We start from the raw sequence: 16,621 nt of genomic DNA, 5'->3' as shown, positions 1-16,621 counted from the left end.
AAAAGGGGGTCGCCGTAGGCGGGGGGATCTTAACCGAACCGTATTGAGAGTGTTCCAAGAAATAAATGAGCCAAAACCTGTGATTGCGATCGCAATTAAGTGTAGCGTTCGCGGAGCGTTCCTCGAAGATCCCCCCAACCCCCCTTCAAAAGGGGGGCTTATAAGCATCTTTTACCCCCTTCAAAAGGGGGTCGCCGTAGGCGGGGGGATCTTAACCGAACCGTATTGAGAGTGTTCCAAGAAATAAATGAGCCAAAACCTGTGATTGCGATCGCAAGGAAGTGTAGCGTTCGCGGAGCGTGTCGCAGACAAGCAATCCCAAGATATTGGGATTGCTTCATTCCGCTTTGTCTCCATTGGCAATGACAATTGGACACTTTTTTACTTGGAGTACTCTAACGTGGGGCATTGGGCATTTAGTGCGTCCTGAAAAGTAGAGCCGATCAGCATATTTTCCATACTCTCCCTTTGCTAAATCTATATGATTTGCTCTATCTGCAATTCCAAGGTTCCTCACACTTTGCTCCTCGTTGTAGCTGCCTCGATTGTGGCAGTTGTGGTAGCTAAACTTTATTTATCTATAAATAAAAATATATGCTATATGTAAGACACAGTAATCCTACCAAGGAGCTGTAGATTTAGTTGCAGAGGTATAGCAGCAGTGGGCATAGTAGTTGAAAACGTCTCCAAACAATTCGGGAGTTTCAAGGCAGTTGATGAGGTTAGCCTGGAAATTAAGAGTGGTTCGCTAGTTGCGTTGCTTGGGCCATCAGGATCGGGTAAATCTACGCTATTACGGTTAATTTCCGGTTTAGAAATGCCAGATAGCGGCAAAATCCTGCTTACTGGTAAAGACGCTACATACCAAAGCGTGCAACAGCGCAATATTGGCTTTGTATTTCAGCACTATGCCCTATTTAAGCATTTGACTGTCAGGCAGAATATTGCCTTTGGCTTAGAAATTAGGAAGGCACAGCCAAAGAAGATTAAGGGAAAGGTTGAACAGTTACTAGAATTGGTGCAATTGACTGGATTAGGCGATCGCTATCCATCACAACTTTCTGGTGGTCAAAGACAACGGGTAGCTTTAGCAAGGGCGCTGGCAGTAGAACCTGAAGTATTACTCCTAGATGAACCCTTTGGCGCACTCGATGCAAAAGTCCGCAAAGACTTACGGGCATGGTTACGCCGCCTCCATGATGAGGTTCATGTTACCACGGTTTTCGTTACCCACGACCAAGAGGAAGCAATGGAAGTCTCCGATGAGGTTGTGGTCATGAATAAAGGACGCATAGAACAGGTGGGAACACCAGCAGAAATTTACGATAATCCTGCCACTGCATTTGTGATGAGCTTCATCGGCCCAGTGAATATATTACCCAGCACCTCAAAGATTTTTCAAGGTAGCAGATTTGATGCACCACACCCACAAGTATTTTTGCGTCCGCAAGATGTGATTTTTGAAACTAATGCTAACAATGGCACTATACCTGCAACAATAAGCCGATTGGTGCATTTGGGTTGGGAAATTCAGGTGGAATTAACTTTCGATGATGGACAAGTAGTGACGGCGCATTTAACACGCGATCGCTTTAATGATTTAGAGTTAGAAGCAAAACAGCGCGTATATGTGAAGCCCAAGGATGCGAAGTCTTTCCCAGTGTCTTATTCAATTTAGACTTTTGCCAGTTTCCCAATAGTCGAAACTCCTAGTTAATCGCTGCCTAATTCAGCTATTTGCTAGGAGTTTTAATTTGACATGAACTACAGGGGGCATCATTTCATAATGCGAAATTGGACATTATACAACATAAATTTATGTTGAAAATATTACAGCCTAGAGCTAGCGCAAAGTGGTCAATTTGACAATCTTTAATACTCAAACTACTTGGCGTATAGTCATAATCTGTCCGCACGCAACAAGAACGCAAGACACTTAATATATGGTTCGAGAGCTAGAAAGAAAACGTCAGAGTGCAAAGTTTCCCGAAACAGCACCGGCTGCTAATCCCGTATTTTTTAGAACCTATAGCCGCCGTACAAAGGCGGGACTAAGGGAAACATGGGATGAGGTATGCGATCGCACTCTCCTCGGCTTAGTCGAGTTAGGAAAGCTCACTCAAGAGGAAGCTGCCACACTCGATAAGATGCAGCGCAACTTGAAAGCTATGCCCAGTGGACGCTGGTTATGGGTTGGTGGTACAGACTGGATAACCAAGCCCAAAAACTTTTCCGGCGCTTATAATTGCACCTCTACCAATCTCCAAGACTGGAGTGCCTTGGGATTAATGATGGATTTGGCAATGATGGGCTGTGGTACTGGAGCCGTCCTAGAACCACAATTTATTGACCAGTTGCCCCCCATCCGTAATCAACTGAATATCAGTGTAAAAGGTGAAATTGGCAGCACTCCTGTGCAACAGCGACGTGAATATACTGAAACTAATATAGAAGGCAACAGTGTTACTATTCACGTTGGAGATAGCCGTGAAGGTTGGGTTGAATCATATCAAACCCTGTTAGAACTCTCCACTGATGAACAATTTTCAGCAGAAGTTGAAGTATTTGTTGATATCAGTGATGTTAGGAAAGCCGGAGAAACTCTCAACGGCTTTGGAGGAGTTGCTAATCCTGTAAAATTGCCTGGACTTTATCAGCGTTGTGCATCTATTCTCAATAAAGCTTTAGGGCGACAATTAAATTCAGTTGAATGCTGTCTATTAATCGATCAAGGTGCTGTAACAATTGTTGCCGGCAATATTAGGCGATCAGCTGGCATGAGGCAAGGTTCTAGCGAAGATAGTTTGTTTGCCGATGCTAAAGATAACTTATGGCAGCAAGATGAAAGTGGCAACTGGCGAATCGATCCAGAACGTGATGCACTCAGGATGGCAAACCATACCAGAGTTTTTCACCGCAAGCCAACCTTAGAAGAATGTCTTAATGCTGTCCGCAAACAATATTACAGTGGCGAGGGAGCAATTCAATGGGCTGGTGAAGCTGTCGCGCGATCGAACATTGATTTGCTGCCAACAAAAGCTCTGAAAGTTGAGTTTTTGCAAGCTTACGAACAAGGCACAGCAAAGGAGTGGTTAAAAGAACACCATTCCAATCTTGATGCTAATGAGCTAGAACATCGTTTGCAGCGATATGCTTTAAATCCGTGTGGTAAGTGATTTTGCCTCACGTTAAAAACCTCGCAAAAACGGGGAAAGCTGAGATGCTAATCCCGTGGTAATCAAAGGAACTAAAAAGCCTTTGACACCGTACAGCGTAGAGAGTGAAACTAGATTACATCAGAAATTGGTGTCTAGAATATAATCTCTCCAAGAGTGCGGGGGCAGATGTGAAAAACACTTCTATTATCTGAAGTCACATCTGTAAAAGGTACGCGGAGCTACTGCGAATAATTAAGCAGTAGAACTAGGGGATAAAAAGCCTCTAGGGTAACAAATTTGGAAATCATCGGTAGTAATTTCCACTGCAATTTGTCTGAGGTTCACCTGAATCAAATCGACCCACGTAACTATAAAGAACAAGAAGAAGCTTTCACTGCTGGGGCGTTATCTGTAGCAGCGCTTTTAAATCACAAATTCCTCGAACCACGCTATCAATACAGCCGTGAATTAGACCCGATTGTGGGAGTTTCTTTTACAGGCTTGTTTGATTTCTTTGTTCATGCTTTTGGTGTTGATTGGCTGCGCTGGTGGGAAGCGGGAAGACCTGCAACTCCACAAGGATTAGCTTTCAAGCGTGAGGAAGAAAAATATCTCAGTTCTTGGAAAGATATTGTACATCGCGTAGTTTGGGATTACTGCGATCGCCACAATCTCAAACGTCCAAATCGCTGTACCACAGTCCAACCCAGTGGCACTAAGGCTTTGTTAACTAATGCTAGCTCAGGATGGCATCCCCCCAAAGCCCAAAGATTTATTCGCCGCATTACCTTCGGCAAAAATGACCCAGTAGCCTTAGCTTGTATTGACTACGGTTACAACGTCATTCCTTCTCAATCAGATAAAGATGAACAGGGCAATTTGCTCAACGATCCCTTTGATTCACGGGTGAGTGAGTGGTTAGTAGAAATCCCGGTTTCTGTAACTTGGGCTGATTTACCAGGGGCTGATGAAATTGATGTTTCTAAGTTTTCAGTCTTAGCCCAATTTGATTTTGTTCTCCAGGTTCAACGCTGGTATGTTACTCATAATACATCAGCTACTTTGGAACTACGTTCTGATGAAATCGAACCATTGGGACAGAAGATATACGAAACTATCCAGAATGATGAAGGATATATTTCAGCAGCCCTTCTAGCTCGTTTTGATGACCTGCAATCATTCCCCCGTTTGCCATTTGAACCAATAGACAAACCAACTTACGATCGCTTGAATCAAGAGGTGAAAGCACGGCGAAAAACAGATGATTTCTGTGCAGTCTTAAGCCGCTACGATTTAGGCGAAATGTCAGAGGCTGGCCCTAGTGGTTGTGATTCTGATAAGTGTATGTTTCCCGATCAGCAACCAAGCTCATAAGGCGAAATAATATCGATTTAGGGTAGGTACTATTTATCTATATAAAAAAGTAGTGGTTTCACATAACATTTAACCACTGCTTTTTTATATAGCAATCCTAAATAATTCGTGAACGATTAGATCCCCGACTTCTCTAAGAAGTCGGGGATCTAAGCCTTAATTACGTCGCTCTACTTAACACAATGAAAGCTTACGAAATTCAAAGCAATGGCGGTATTGATGCCCTCGCATTAGTCGATCGCCCTGAACCAAAACCAACTGTGGGACAAGTTCTCATTCAAGTCAAAGCAACATCCTTAAATTACCGTGATTTACTCGTCGCTGAGGGTGCTTACGGCGCTGGACAGAAATATCCCTTAATTCCCCTATCTGACGGTGCAGGGGAAGTCGTGGCGATAGGGGAAGGTGTGACACGGGTGAAAATAGGCGATCGCGTGGCTGGTATTTTCTTCCAAGACTGGATTTATGCGTCTTTAACCAAAGAGAAAATGAAATCCGATCTCGGAGGCGGTATCGATGGAATGCTGGCTGAGTATGTTGTATTACACCAAGATGGTTTGGTTATATTACCAGACTACCTTTCCTACATTGAAGGGGCAACCTTACCCTGTGCAGCAGTCACAGCTTGGCATGGACTGGTGACAAAAGGTAATATTGGCGCAGATGATACTGTTTTATTACTCGGTACTGGGGGAGTTTCGATTTTTGCTCTCCAGTTTGCTAAGATACATGGCGCTAGAGCGATTATTACTTCTGGTAGTGATGAAAAATTGGCACGAGCAAAACAGCTTGGTGCTGATGAAACAATTAATTACAAAACAACACCAGATTGGGAAAAGCAAGTTTACCAATTAACGAATCGCACAGGTGTAGATCATGTAATTGAAGTAGGCGGTGCAGGAACTCTGCCAAAATCATTACAAGCAGTCCGCATTGGAGGACGGATTAGTTTGATTGGCGTATTGTCAGGTAGAGGAAGTGAAATTGACCCCATGCAAATACTTTTTAAGAGTTTAACAGTTCAGGGTATTTATGTTGGCAGTCGGGAAATATTTGAGGCAATGAATCAGGCAATGCGACAGCATCAAATCAAACCAATTATCGATCGAGTTTTCCCTTTTGCTGAAGCACGAGAAGCTTACAGTTATCTAAAAAGTGCGGCTCACTTTGGTAAAATCGCAATAAGTAATTCGTAATTTTAAATAATTTAATTATATGTTTTAATTGGGAATTTAAAGCCCACTTGAAACATAATTATTAATTACATTTAAACAGCAGCGAGAGTAGGCGCAGCGAATTTAGCATACCGCTCGATGTAGAATTCCTTAGAGGTTGAATGAACAAGTATTTCGCTGTGATTTTAGGCACTTAGCGATCCCCCCTAACCCCCCTTAAAAAGGGGGGAAACGGAATCAAAGTCCCCCTTCTTAAGGGGAGCCACTGCGGTCTTGGGGTCTCCCCAAGTGGAGCATGTGGCGTGGATTTAGGGGGATCTAGAACCTTTTGATACCGACAAGAGGACTTTTCAAACAACCTCTTAGAGTGAGCGATCGCTTTCACAGATTCACGCTCTTTTAAAGCACGTTTCCACTGAGTATAAAAATTAGCTTTTTTGATGTCAAAATCCTTGTAAAGAGGCGATATATTGCGTTTTTAGTAAAAATTGGCAATGTTATGCAACTACGAATTGCCCATTGGGGGAGCTACTATGCCTTTCCAATTAGCAGTAGAGTCGTAATCAAAGGAATCTTTGGCTATGGCTGCGATCGCTTTCATCGATGCTCATATATACAATAATGTAATTTAAATTATAAAGAAAATAAAAATTATACTTTTTAAGTATAATTTTTTCTGAGATGATTATGATACTTTTGATGCATTAAAGTTGGAGTTACAAACTGGCATACTAATACTTTTAGTCTAGAATCAGAGGAATTTCCACTCACCCAAGAATTTATCTCACAGATGCTAGGTGTACGTCGCGTTGGTGTCACCGAAGCAGCTAACATCCTGAGCGAAGCCGGAATGATCACCTACCACCGTGGTCAGATTAACATCCTGAATCGAGAGGCTTTAGAAAAAACTTCCTGCAAATGTTATCAGATTATAGAAAATAATTTTTTTTAAGCTTCTATGTCTGAAACCGTACAGACTCTAAGAAGTGCGTTCATTTAATATTTTTTAGATTTTCCCCGTGTTCCTTTAGAGAATACACCTTTCGACATTAGGATCAAATTCTGAAGTTCTTTCCTTGTGCCCTTAGTTAGCTTTTCTAAAGTCACCTACCTTAAGGAGAGTGACTTGCAATGTCATTAGATAAAAGCCTTTTTCCGCAACCACCAAATAAGGTGCTCGCAGATCTGCCAGCCAGTGATTATGAGCGTCTTGTTCCCCACCTGAAGCTAGTTCCGCTCCCACTTCGGAAAGTCCTTTACCAAGCAGGCGAACCGATCGCACAGATATATTTTCCTGATAAGGCAGTGGTTTCAATAGTCACCACTATGGAAGATGGCTCAACGGCGGAAGTTGGGATAGTAAGCAACGAAGGTATGGTGGGTATCCCGGTAATTTTAGGAGACAACACCACAACCACAACAGCATTTGTGCAGGTTTCGGGCGCTGCTATGCAGATCGATGCAGATGTAATTAAAGCCGAGTTCAATCGGGGCGGAGCTATTCAAACCCTACTACTGTGCTACGTACAAGCTGTATACTCTGAACTGGCGCAAGGAGTTGCCTGCAACCGTCTCCATATATTGGAAGAACGTCTAGCTCGTTGGCTATTGACAGTCTCTGACCGTCTGGAATCAGAAGATTTTCCACTCACGCAAGAATTTATCGCCCAGATGCTAGGTGTACGTCGTTCCGGTGTGACAGTAGCGGCTAGCACCCTGAGCCGAGCCGGAATGATTAGCTACCGACGTGGGCATATTAACATCCTGAACCGAGATGATTTGGAAGCAACTTCCTGCGAGTGTTATCGAGTCATACAAAACGAATTTGCTCGGTTGCTGGGGAATGAGCCAAAGCGCGATCGCTAATGAACAACCAATTATAAGTTGCTATGTCCGAAATCGGACAGACACTCGCTAATTAGTTACATTAAGATTTAGTGAAGTATGCATCAAATGGCATTTACAAATAGGTGTTGTTTGATGTAGTTACTAATCCAAGTGTTCGAGCTATACATCGGTGAGAGTAATGTCTAATCAATCAATGTCTTTTAAAGGTCTGCGATTGCTCGTTGTCGATGATGACCGTGATACGAGAACTTTACTTACCTTTTTGTTTGAATTAGACGGAGCAGAGGTGATCGCAGCGGCTTCGGCAGGTGATGCTTTAGAAATAATCTCATTTTTTAAACCAGACATATTGATTAGTGATATTTATTTACCAGATGAAGACGGTTGCTCACTGCTCACGAAAGTTAGAAATCTGGAAGCAAAGCGAGGGAGAAAGATTCCAGCCATTGCTATGACGGCATCTGCTTTCGACGAAGATCGTAATCGGGCGTTATTAGCAGGTTATGATATATACCGATGCAAGCCGATAGACTTAGATGAGTTAGCTGCTACGGTTGCTGGTTTAACTCGACTCGAACAATACGCTTGACATATTTGGATGCACAAAAAGTCCGTCTATACAAAGCTTTACTAAATGTTAGTTATTTTGAAAATGCCATATTTACAACGACATCGCATTTTCTCAGGAATTTTTTGAGGCAACAAGTTAAAGCTTTAAAGCCTTGCCCCTTGTAAGCGGTCTAGTTTTCCCTGTTAAGAATTCTCTTTGATTAAGTTTAAGGTTTATCAGACTCACGTTAATTTTATTTTTTCTTAATTTCGCTACCAGTAAAAACCTTTTAAAAGGGTAGTGATATAAAATATACTAAGGATAAACACAGAGAATTACTCGGTTATTCTCTGTGAATACTCATTTTTTAAAATAAAGGGGTGTATTATGGAATATCTTGCTTATTCTCACATGTTTATTGCTCAAGAAGAGGAATCTGGAAAGACCAAATATAACTCATCTAAATCTCTATTAAAGGGTGAAAAAACTCTTAAATCTTCTGAGATACTTATTACTAAAAAACAGGTATTTGGAATCAGCAAAACTAAATTCAATTGGCGAAAACTTCTTAAGTCTTCAGCTTGGTTGGCTTTAGCTGGAGTGGGTGTATTACTTATTGCTGCTGCCCAAATTCAAACAAGTTCAGCCGCTTATGTAAAGACTAACGGTAATTGTTTACGCATCCGTACAGGCCCAGGCACTAACTACTCTTATGTAGACTGTATATCAAATGGTGCAACACTTCCAGGAATTGAAAGGTATGAAAACGGTTTTGCTAGACTTTCTTCGGGGAGATATGTTTTTGCTCGATGGGTTGGTGATAAACCTAACAATACTCCTACAACTACACCTGGTGGCGTTGGGGGTTCAGTGATTCTTACCCCTGGTTCTAGAGGTCAGCTAGTGAGAGACCTTCAGACAGCTTTAGGTAATCTCAGAATTGATGGAATTTATGGTCAAGAAACTGTTAACCAAGTCCGAAAATTTCAAGCAAGTAAAGGTCTACTTGTAGATGGTGTAGTCGGCCCAGAAACTAGAGTTACTTTGGGTATTTAGAAGTTAGCTTGAAGAAGAATTCAGAAGCCAGGAATGATTTAGTGGCGGGTCTTAAACTCGCTTATTCATTCGCCAACTGCACAAAATTTTTCTGAATTCTGGCTCCTGACTCCTGAATTCTGTTTTGATAATTTCAACTGAAAATCTTGTTTCTTAGCTTCTACCTATTTTATTCTGATATGTAGAAACATCTAAGCTAAGGAAGTCTCAGATTAAAACTTTGGAGTATTTCGCCCGTCTTCAAGGCGGGTAAGATCCCAATACTGTCTAGGGTAGACGCAATTATTGGGTAATTGAGATCAGCAGTCAGATCAAACTGAATTGTTACCTGTGTCTACTATTTAGATGTCGCCATTAAGTAAAGAAGTTTGTCATTAAAATGAAGATTCTGCAATTCAGGAGGTGGAGGGACAAGCGGCGGCCCCTCGATGATTACAGGAATAATTTCGGGGGAACGTAATCCATCAGATCCTTGTCGCTCAAGGGCATACAACACTTCTTTAAGCACCCACGGCGACTCTTTAGCAGCAGTAGACCAAAATAGTAGAAAAAGATCGCACTCATCAATATTGCGATAAAGTTCTTGCTCCCAGCGATCGCCAGGTTCTAAACTAAGAACATCTTGAAAAACTGCAATGCCACTTACAGCCAGTCCCTGTACCCTTTTAAGAACTTCTATCCGATCTTTAGAAGAATAAGAGACGAATGCTTTTCTATAATATCGAGCAACCTCTCCTACTGGTTGAGGGCTTTTAAATGTAGAAGATGCAGAAGAAACAATCGATAGTTTGAATTTTAGATGACCAAGGGGAATTGTATTTTGGCTGATAGTAACAGTTCCAATGACTGTTTTCTGAGTAATATCGCCAGGAACTGTTACACCAAATTGAATAGAATCTGCTCTACCATTCCAAGTCAACTGTTGAATCGGATCGTCCACATCTAGTTTTGGAATTGACAAGTTAAAAGTAAGTTCACTTCCTCGTTTAATAGGTACTCCTAAACTTTTTACCCCTAACTGTTGAGCTTCAGGATCAAATTGTTGAGCATACTGTTTGGCAGATTCAACTTGTTCAGGAAGATGAACAAAGACTTGCACAAGAAACATATCATCTGGAGTTACAAAAGCAGGACTGAACACACTACAATCAACCAAATCTTTGCTTATATCAGCAGGTTGTGAAGATCGTTCTTGAAGAGTTGGGGTTTTTTGTAGCTGCGCTTTAAGTTGCTTAATAAGTTCTCCTTCAACCTCAATGCTACCGCCACCTTTACTGAACGGAGCAGCACAGCCACCTTCAGCCTTCAATGAATTTTCATTTTCAGCTTCTAACAACTCTAATGAATTTTTAGTGTCGTATCCTGGCGGTCTTGCTATCTCCCTCGTTTTTTCCATTCGGGGGTTTGGAGGGGATTTAGATAAACTCCCTAAAGCAGATATCTCAATATACTTCTTACGGATAAACCATATATCTTTACCCTTCATAGAGTCTTTCAACGTAATTCTGTAATATTCTCCCTCCTCAATATAAGAAATTACTTTAAGAACACTTTTGACTTGAATGAGAAGTTTTTCATCTTCAGCAAGTTCCGCTAACTCACTTGGACGAACTTTAAGGAAAGTATCAGCAGTTACTGTAAAGATAAACATAATAATTAACTATTAGATAATTAAACAGTTAGAAGATTTAAACCTAAGAATATAGCCGCGATAGTTCCCGCCACAGAAATTTCTCCTTGAATAATTTTTTCTAAAACTGCTTCTACAGGAATAAATACAATTTCAATCTCTTCTGTAATATCGAGTTGTTGCTCTCCAACCTTGCTGACATTTTCTGCTAAAAATAAATGTATTTGGTTAGTGTCTTTACTCGGTTTATCGTATAGAGTTCCAATTTTTCTAAATTCTTGGGGTATATAACCAGTCTCTTCTGCAAGTTCTCTAATTGCTGCCACTTCTGCATTCTCTTTTGTGGGGTCGAAATTCCCTGCGGGAAGTTCTAAAAAAAATTCACCTACTGCATGTCTGTATTGCCGGACAAAAATAATTTCTCTATTAGCAGTGATCGGTAAAACCATCGCCACGTCAGGCTTAATACTGACAAAATAATCATCTATAATTTTACCATTGGGCAATTCTATTTCATCTTGCCTTACCTGACACCAGGGGTTATCTAAAACCATTTTTGATTTTAAAGTTTTCCATTTTTTTAAGTCGCTCATAAATCAAGTAAAAAATAAAATTATGTATGAAAAGTTTAGTAACTAAGCAATGGAATGTAAAAAAGTATAACAGATACATCCGATAATCTAAACTTACACTGGCTTTTGCTATATCATAATATAAAAAAATATGCAAATAAATGTAAATTTATTTACAGTAAATAAAAGATTTCCGTTGACCATTAGTAGAGGTACAACGGCACAGACAACGAATGTATGGGTGAGGATTTCGGATGATGGTATTGAAGGCTGGGGAGAAGCATCGCCATTCGGTGTAGGTAATCATCGACAATCAACTGATACAATCAAAGATTCTCTCGACCAAATTGCACCATTATTACAAGCATTTAGCCCCTTACAGCGACAAGAAATTGAACAAATTTTAATACAAAACCAAATTCCTTCTGCTGCAAGAGCTGCCTTGGATATGGCAATGCACGACTGGTTGGGTAAGCGTGTAGGATTACCTTTGTGGCAAATTTGGGGACTCGATCGCAATAAAATAGTACCAACCTCAGTAACAATTGGGATAAATTCGCCTGAAGGTGCTAAGACCAGAGCGCGAGACTGGTTACAATTTACCGATGTCCGCCTTTTTAAGGTGAAGTTAGGTAGTCCAGATGGCATAGATGCAGATCAAAAAATGCTGTTGGCAGTGCGAGAAGAAGCACCGGAAATAGAATTATTTGTTGATGCTAATGGGGGTTGGAGTTTAGAAGATGCGATCGCAATGTGCAATTGGCTGAGTAATTTAGGTATAAAGTATGTAGAACAGCCATTACCACGAGGTCAGGAAAAAAGTTTAGCTAAACTCAAAGAACACTCTCCCCTACCCATCTTTGTTGATGAGAGTTGTTTTACAAGTTCTGATATCCCCGAATTGGCAAACTACGTAGATGGTATTAATATCAAACTGATGAAATCAGGCGGACTAACAGAGGCGATGCGAATGGTACATACAGCACGAGCATATCGGTTGCAAGTAATGTTCGGTTGCTATTCTGACAGTTCGCTAGCTAATACAGCAGCATTACAGCTAGCGCCACTAGCTGATTATCTAGATTTAGACAGTCACCTTAACTTAATTGATGACCCCTTTACGGGTGGATTGCTAAAGGAAGGGAGAGTTTTGCCAAACGATTTACCAGGTTTGGGAGTACAACACAGTGCGTCTACCACTTAATCAACGAATAGCCATCTTATTACATGAAGGAACTACTGGAACCCACGGCAAAACTGGACTCGCAATTTTACGTTACAGCGAAGCCCCAATCGTAGCCGTAATCGATCGCGAATGTGCTGGCAAATCTCTGACAGAATTAACAGGTATCAAACGTGATGTACCCATTGTGGCATCAGTAGCCGCAGCCCTAGAGTACAAGCCAGAAGTGTTAGTAATAGGTATTGCTCCAAGTGGTGGTGCTATCCCCGATGATTACTGGCTAGAAATCAAAAATGCTCTAGAAACTGGGATGTCTTTGGTGAACGGCTTACACACACCAATGGCAAACATCCCAGAGTTAAATGCACTGCTCAAACCAGGGCAACTAATTTGGGATGTCCGCAAAGAGCCGCCTAATATAAGTGTTGCTAGTGGAATGGCACGCACCCTCCTTTGTCGGCGGGTGTTGACGGTGGGTACTGACATGGCGATCGGTAAAATGTCAACTAGCTTAGAGTTACATTGGGCCTCAAAACTGCGGGGTTGGCGTTCTAAATTTCTCGCCACAGGTCAAACTGGGGTGATGTTAGAAGGGGATGGTGTGGCTTTAGATGCCGTGCGGGTAGACTTTGCTGCTGGTGCTGTAGAACAGATAATCATGCGCTATGGCAAAAACTACGACATCCTGCACATTGAAGGACAAGGTTCGCTGCTACACCCTGGTTCAACGGCAACCCTACCCCTAATTCGTGGTTCCCAACCAACTCAACTGGTATTAGTCCATCGGGCGGGACAAGTTCATGTCCGCAATCATCCCCATGTTTTAATTCCACCTTTATCAGAGGTAATTCGGCTTTATGAAAGCGTTGCTAGTGCTGGTGGTGCTTTTGCAAGCGTTCCTGTAGTGGGTATAGCATTGAACACAGCCCATTTAGATGAATCTGCGGCTGAGGAAAGCATCGCTCAAGTCACAGCAGAAACCGGGCTACCTTGCACTGATGTAGTCCGTTTTGGTGCCAATATCCTTTTGGATGCGGTGATGAAGAATTAGGTTTTGATCCTACGAAAAGGCAAAATTTTGGTTGCTTACAGCAGTTTTCATGTATTTGAACCACATCTGTTGTAAGGGCACAGCAATGCTGTGCCCCTACCATCTGGTCTTATTTACCTGATAAATAGCTGTAAAGATGAATCCGAGCGAGTTGAAGGAAGGCTAACAGCTTCAATATCAGCCTGACAAGCATCTTGCTCAATTTACCCCCCAACTTATTTGGGGGTTTTTTATGGCAGTTAGGTTAAGAAGACGTGCAGTAATGGGTTAAGAGACATCTCGCTTTCATTGCCTGGAACCGCTTTACCTCAAATCCCCCATCTTTTAATAAGTAATTTTTAGCAAACCTATCAGCTTTTTTTGTCAAGCTCTATTGACATTTTGTAATAAACTTGTTAGATTTAGTTACATAAGTAAACAAAAGAAAATAAAAAAATATGTATACTACTGTAAACGAAAACGGTATCCTCAATAACTACGCAGCTGAACCAAAGGTATACTACGCCGAGTACCCAGCAATTTGGGAACAAAGTAAATACGTTTTACAAGGTCTTTTTGCAACTTTAATTGTCACAACTTTAGTTTTGGTTGGTTTTAGCGTTAGCTAAGATTTTTCCATTGCCTTATCGCTGTATCTTATTGTCATTCTCACTTCTCTCTTAAGCCTCGGTTAGTTTCGCCGGGGTTTTTTGTATTTTCCCTCTGTGCGTTGGCTTTGCCCGCCGCAGGCATCGTATCCCCAAAGGCAACATTGTAAAATAACTGCGATCGCACATAAAATAAAGACAAATTAATAAAATGGGGTGTTATATGGCAACCCAACTCGGTGAAGCTAAATCTTCAACAGAACTGATAATATCTTGGGAAGCGTTGCCCGCAGATTTTCAGTTAGAGGATGAACCAGTGGAAAATACAGGTCAGCCACTGTTGGCTGGTGCTTTGCGCGAAAGCCTTGAGATAAGCGGTTTTATGCAACCCCACATGTTAATCGCCTCGAATTTTGGACTTTGTGCGACGATAAACGATCAGTTTGTAGCGAAAGCACCTGACTGGGTTTATGTTCCAGCAGTAAATGAAGTTTTAGCAGAACGCAAAAGTTACACACCTAATTTAGAAGGTGAGATTCCGGCAGTGGTGATGGAATTTCTATCTGACACTGACGGTACAGAGTATTCTTTTAAGCGAATCTATCCACCAGGAAAATGGTTTTTTTACGAGCAGATTCTTCAAGTACCAATTTACGTGATTTTTGACCCTAATGGCGGTTTATTAGAATATTACCAACTCGAAAACAGGCGCTACGAGTTACAACAGCCTGACGAAAATGGTCGTCATTGGATTGATTCAATGGGCTTATTCTTAGGAACTTGGCAAGGAAAAAAAGAAGCCAGAACTGGTTACTGGTTGCGCTGGTGGGATGAGGCAGGTAATTTGTTACCTTGGGCAGTAGAACAAATTGCACAGGAACGTCAACGCGCCGAACAAGAACGTCAGCAAAAAGAACGGCTAATTGCCTATTTACAATCTCAAGGTATCGACCCAAATAATTTGCCAGATAGCTGAGTTACTTAGTTTACACCGCTTCCGGCTATTATGCAATACAGTTTTCCTCTTGCCCCTCTTCTATCATAGCTTTCAGCTTTGAGAATGTACCTCATAGCTGCCGTAAGTGCTGTAAGCAAAAATTAAGTGCTAAGTGCGATCGCTTTAAGTAAGTGGGTCAAATTAAATATAAAACCTCACCCTGCCTCCGGCTTCCCTCTCCTTAATAAGGCTACGGTGTACACACAAGTCTTTGAGAGTGGCCTCATAGGCTTTTGATCCCCCCAACCCCCCGATAAATTGGGGGGCAAAAGTCTCTTAAAGTCCCCCTTTTTAAGGGGGATTTAGGGGGATCTCCAACGAATCTTATATTTAATTACGCCTACCTACTTATCTGTATTTTGCTATTTTTTAATAAAAGTAATAGAAAACACTATTCTATCTAAATATATCTCAGTATGAAACAGAATTATGAAACAGTGCGGTATTATGCAGAAATTCAAGTATATCTAAAAGCTACCCCCAGAGAAAAAAGAAATCAAAGAAAAAAATAACGTTTTTGATGAATCAAAAAATAGAATTATTCGTCACTTAAACTATCAATTCCTTACTTGTTTTACTGGAGGATGATTTATGTCATCACAACTGTTGCGATTGATATCTTTGGGCAGTATTGGCTTATCTTTGTGTCTGGGCAATTCGGCAGCAATGGCGCAATATGATTCTACTGGCGATGGTGGTGGTGGTGTAGTAGTACCAACAGTGCCATCAGGTGGGTCATCAGTTCCAATAGACACATCAACAGGTATACCAACTTCACCCTCATCTGACGGTATAACTCGGTTTAGCTGTCAGACTTACAACGGTCAGTCTACCGTTATGTATCAGCCACAAAGTCAACCAGGACAATTCTTTCCTTGGGCGGCACCTGCAACTTTAGGCGGTGGTTGGGACGCACAAAAGCGTTGTGCAGCAATTGCCAGTCGTTTAGAACTTTATCGTCCAGATGGTTTACAAGAACTCCAGACATCTGTAGAAAATAACGAAAATGTTGTCTGTGTCACAACTGAAGCTAACTCAAGCTGTAGAATTGTGCTGACAGTACCGCGTGGGAAAGATCCCGTTGTCATCCGTAATAGCATTTTTCAAAACTTGACTACTGCTGATAACGGACAGCAGACTATAGCCGTTAACACTTATGGCGATCGCAGTAGTGGGGGAAGCGAATTATATAATTTAGGACGCACACTTCTAGGCAGTGGCAATAATCGAGTTAGTTCATATAGAGGTGGCATTAATCTCAAACCTTTCCTCGATCGCAAAGATGGTGGGACTGCGAATAAACTCCGCAATGGAGTCGCAATTGGTCGTCAGTCTCAACCTAACTCTGTTCGCCTGAATCCTCGCAATTTCCGATAGGTAATAAGAAATTGAAATCAGCCTCTGGTTTAGTTATATCAACCAGAGGCTATTTTAGAGCTT

Annotated in this window: 15 protein-coding genes and 2 pseudogenes; 13 read left to right on the top strand and 4 right to left on the bottom strand. The window is 41.6% G+C overall.

Features of this window, described 5'->3' with window-relative positions; all coding sequences use genetic code 11:
• Positions 1 to 158: 158 nt before the first annotated feature.
• The gene (locus tag V7K38_RS23160) at positions 159 to 341 is read right to left on the bottom strand and encodes a hypothetical protein (RefSeq protein ID WP_334861037.1); all 183 of its coding nucleotides are present in this window, start codon (positions 339 to 341) and stop codon (positions 159 to 161) included.
• A gap of 320 nt (positions 342 to 661) precedes the next feature.
• Here V7K38_RS23160 and V7K38_RS23155 point away from each other — a divergent pair, with 320 nt between their 5' ends.
• The 8 genes and pseudogenes from V7K38_RS23155 (at position 662) to V7K38_RS23120 (ending at position 9,161) form a co-directional block, all read left to right on the top strand.
• The gene (locus tag V7K38_RS23155; protein WP_334861035.1) at positions 662 to 1,678 is read left to right on the top strand and encodes a sulfate/molybdate ABC transporter ATP-binding protein; all 1,017 of its coding nucleotides are present in this window, start codon (positions 662 to 664) and stop codon (positions 1,676 to 1,678) included.
• Positions 1,679 to 1,943: 265 nt separating this feature from the next.
• Positions 1,944 to 3,173, top strand: a pseudogene (nrdJ, locus tag V7K38_RS23150) (ribonucleoside-triphosphate reductase, adenosylcobalamin-dependent); the annotation flags it as partial.
• A 285-nt stretch (positions 3,174 to 3,458) separates the two neighbouring features.
• A pseudogene (nrdJ, locus tag V7K38_RS23145) lies at positions 3,459 to 4,532 on the top strand (ribonucleoside-triphosphate reductase, adenosylcobalamin-dependent); the annotation flags it as partial.
• 182 nt (positions 4,533 to 4,714) lie between these two features.
• On the top strand, positions 4,715 to 5,728 hold the full coding sequence (locus V7K38_RS23140) for a zinc-dependent alcohol dehydrogenase family protein (protein ID WP_334861033.1): 1,014 nt from the start codon (positions 4,715 to 4,717) through the stop codon (positions 5,726 to 5,728).
• A gap of 682 nt (positions 5,729 to 6,410) precedes the next feature.
• Positions 6,411 to 6,659 carry a Crp/Fnr family transcriptional regulator gene (locus tag V7K38_RS23135; protein ID WP_334861053.1) on the top strand — a complete coding sequence of 83 codons (249 nt, stop codon included), beginning with the start codon at positions 6,411 to 6,413 and terminating at the stop codon, positions 6,657 to 6,659.
• A 179-nt stretch (positions 6,660 to 6,838) separates the two neighbouring features.
• On the top strand, positions 6,839 to 7,573 hold the full coding sequence (locus tag V7K38_RS23130; RefSeq protein WP_334861031.1) for a Crp/Fnr family transcriptional regulator: 735 nt from the start codon (positions 6,839 to 6,841) through the stop codon (positions 7,571 to 7,573).
• A 160-nt stretch (positions 7,574 to 7,733) separates the two neighbouring features.
• Positions 7,734 to 8,144, top strand: a complete 411-nt coding sequence (locus V7K38_RS23125) for a response regulator (RefSeq protein WP_334861051.1) — start codon at positions 7,734 to 7,736, stop codon at positions 8,142 to 8,144.
• Between the two features lie 348 nt (positions 8,145 to 8,492).
• Complete coding sequence (locus V7K38_RS23120) at positions 8,493 to 9,161, top strand: peptidoglycan-binding protein (RefSeq protein WP_334861029.1); 669 nt, start codon at positions 8,493 to 8,495, stop codon at positions 9,159 to 9,161.
• Positions 9,162 to 9,498: 337 nt separating this feature from the next.
• Here V7K38_RS23120 and V7K38_RS23115 read toward each other — a convergent pair whose 3' ends face one another.
• Positions 9,499 to 10,812, bottom strand: coding sequence for a toll/interleukin-1 receptor domain-containing protein (locus V7K38_RS23115; protein WP_334861026.1), 1,314 nt, complete (start codon positions 10,810 to 10,812; stop codon positions 9,499 to 9,501).
• Positions 10,813 to 10,832: 20 nt separating this feature from the next.
• Complete coding sequence (locus tag V7K38_RS23110) at positions 10,833 to 11,384, bottom strand: NUDIX hydrolase (protein ID WP_334861024.1); 552 nt, start codon at positions 11,382 to 11,384, stop codon at positions 10,833 to 10,835.
• 130 nt (positions 11,385 to 11,514) lie between these two features.
• On the opposite strand from V7K38_RS23110, the gene V7K38_RS23105 reads away from it, so the two are divergent.
• From V7K38_RS23105 to psb34, 3 genes are all read left to right on the top strand, one after another.
• The gene (locus V7K38_RS23105) at positions 11,515 to 12,567 is read left to right on the top strand and encodes a dipeptide epimerase (protein ID WP_334861022.1); all 1,053 of its coding nucleotides are present in this window, start codon (positions 11,515 to 11,517) and stop codon (positions 12,565 to 12,567) included.
• On the top strand, positions 12,551 to 13,597 hold the full coding sequence (locus V7K38_RS23100; protein WP_334861020.1) for a DUF1611 domain-containing protein: 1,047 nt from the start codon (positions 12,551 to 12,553) through the stop codon (positions 13,595 to 13,597). The genes V7K38_RS23105 and V7K38_RS23100 overlap by 17 nt, the downstream gene beginning before the upstream one ends.
• Positions 13,598 to 14,034: 437 nt before the next feature.
• On the top strand, positions 14,035 to 14,205 hold the full coding sequence (gene psb34, locus V7K38_RS23095) for a photosystem II assembly protein Psb34 (RefSeq protein WP_334861018.1): 171 nt from the start codon (positions 14,035 to 14,037) through the stop codon (positions 14,203 to 14,205).
• 40 nt (positions 14,206 to 14,245) lie between these two features.
• On the opposite strand, the gene V7K38_RS23090 is transcribed toward psb34, so the two are convergent.
• Positions 14,246 to 14,386 (bottom strand): hypothetical protein, encoded by a 141-nt coding sequence (locus V7K38_RS23090; RefSeq protein ID WP_334861016.1) that lies wholly within the window; start codon positions 14,384 to 14,386, stop codon positions 14,246 to 14,248.
• Between the two features lie 21 nt (positions 14,387 to 14,407).
• Here V7K38_RS23090 and V7K38_RS23085 point away from each other — a divergent pair, with 21 nt between their 5' ends.
• A complete protein-coding gene (locus tag V7K38_RS23085) occupies positions 14,408 to 15,160 on the top strand; it encodes a Uma2 family endonuclease (RefSeq protein WP_334861015.1) in 753 nt (250 codons plus the stop codon).
• 612 nt (positions 15,161 to 15,772) lie between these two features.
• On the top strand, positions 15,773 to 16,558 hold the full coding sequence (locus tag V7K38_RS23080) for a COP23 domain-containing protein (protein WP_334861013.1): 786 nt from the start codon (positions 15,773 to 15,775) through the stop codon (positions 16,556 to 16,558).
• The last annotated feature ends 63 nt before the right edge of the window (positions 16,559 to 16,621 follow it).

It is taken from the genome of Nostoc sp. (assembly GCF_036917465.1).
Classification (GTDB): Bacteria; Cyanobacteriota; Cyanobacteriia; order Cyanobacteriales; family Nostocaceae; genus Nostoc.
This window is presented reverse-complemented; position numbering and strand designations above follow the sequence as displayed.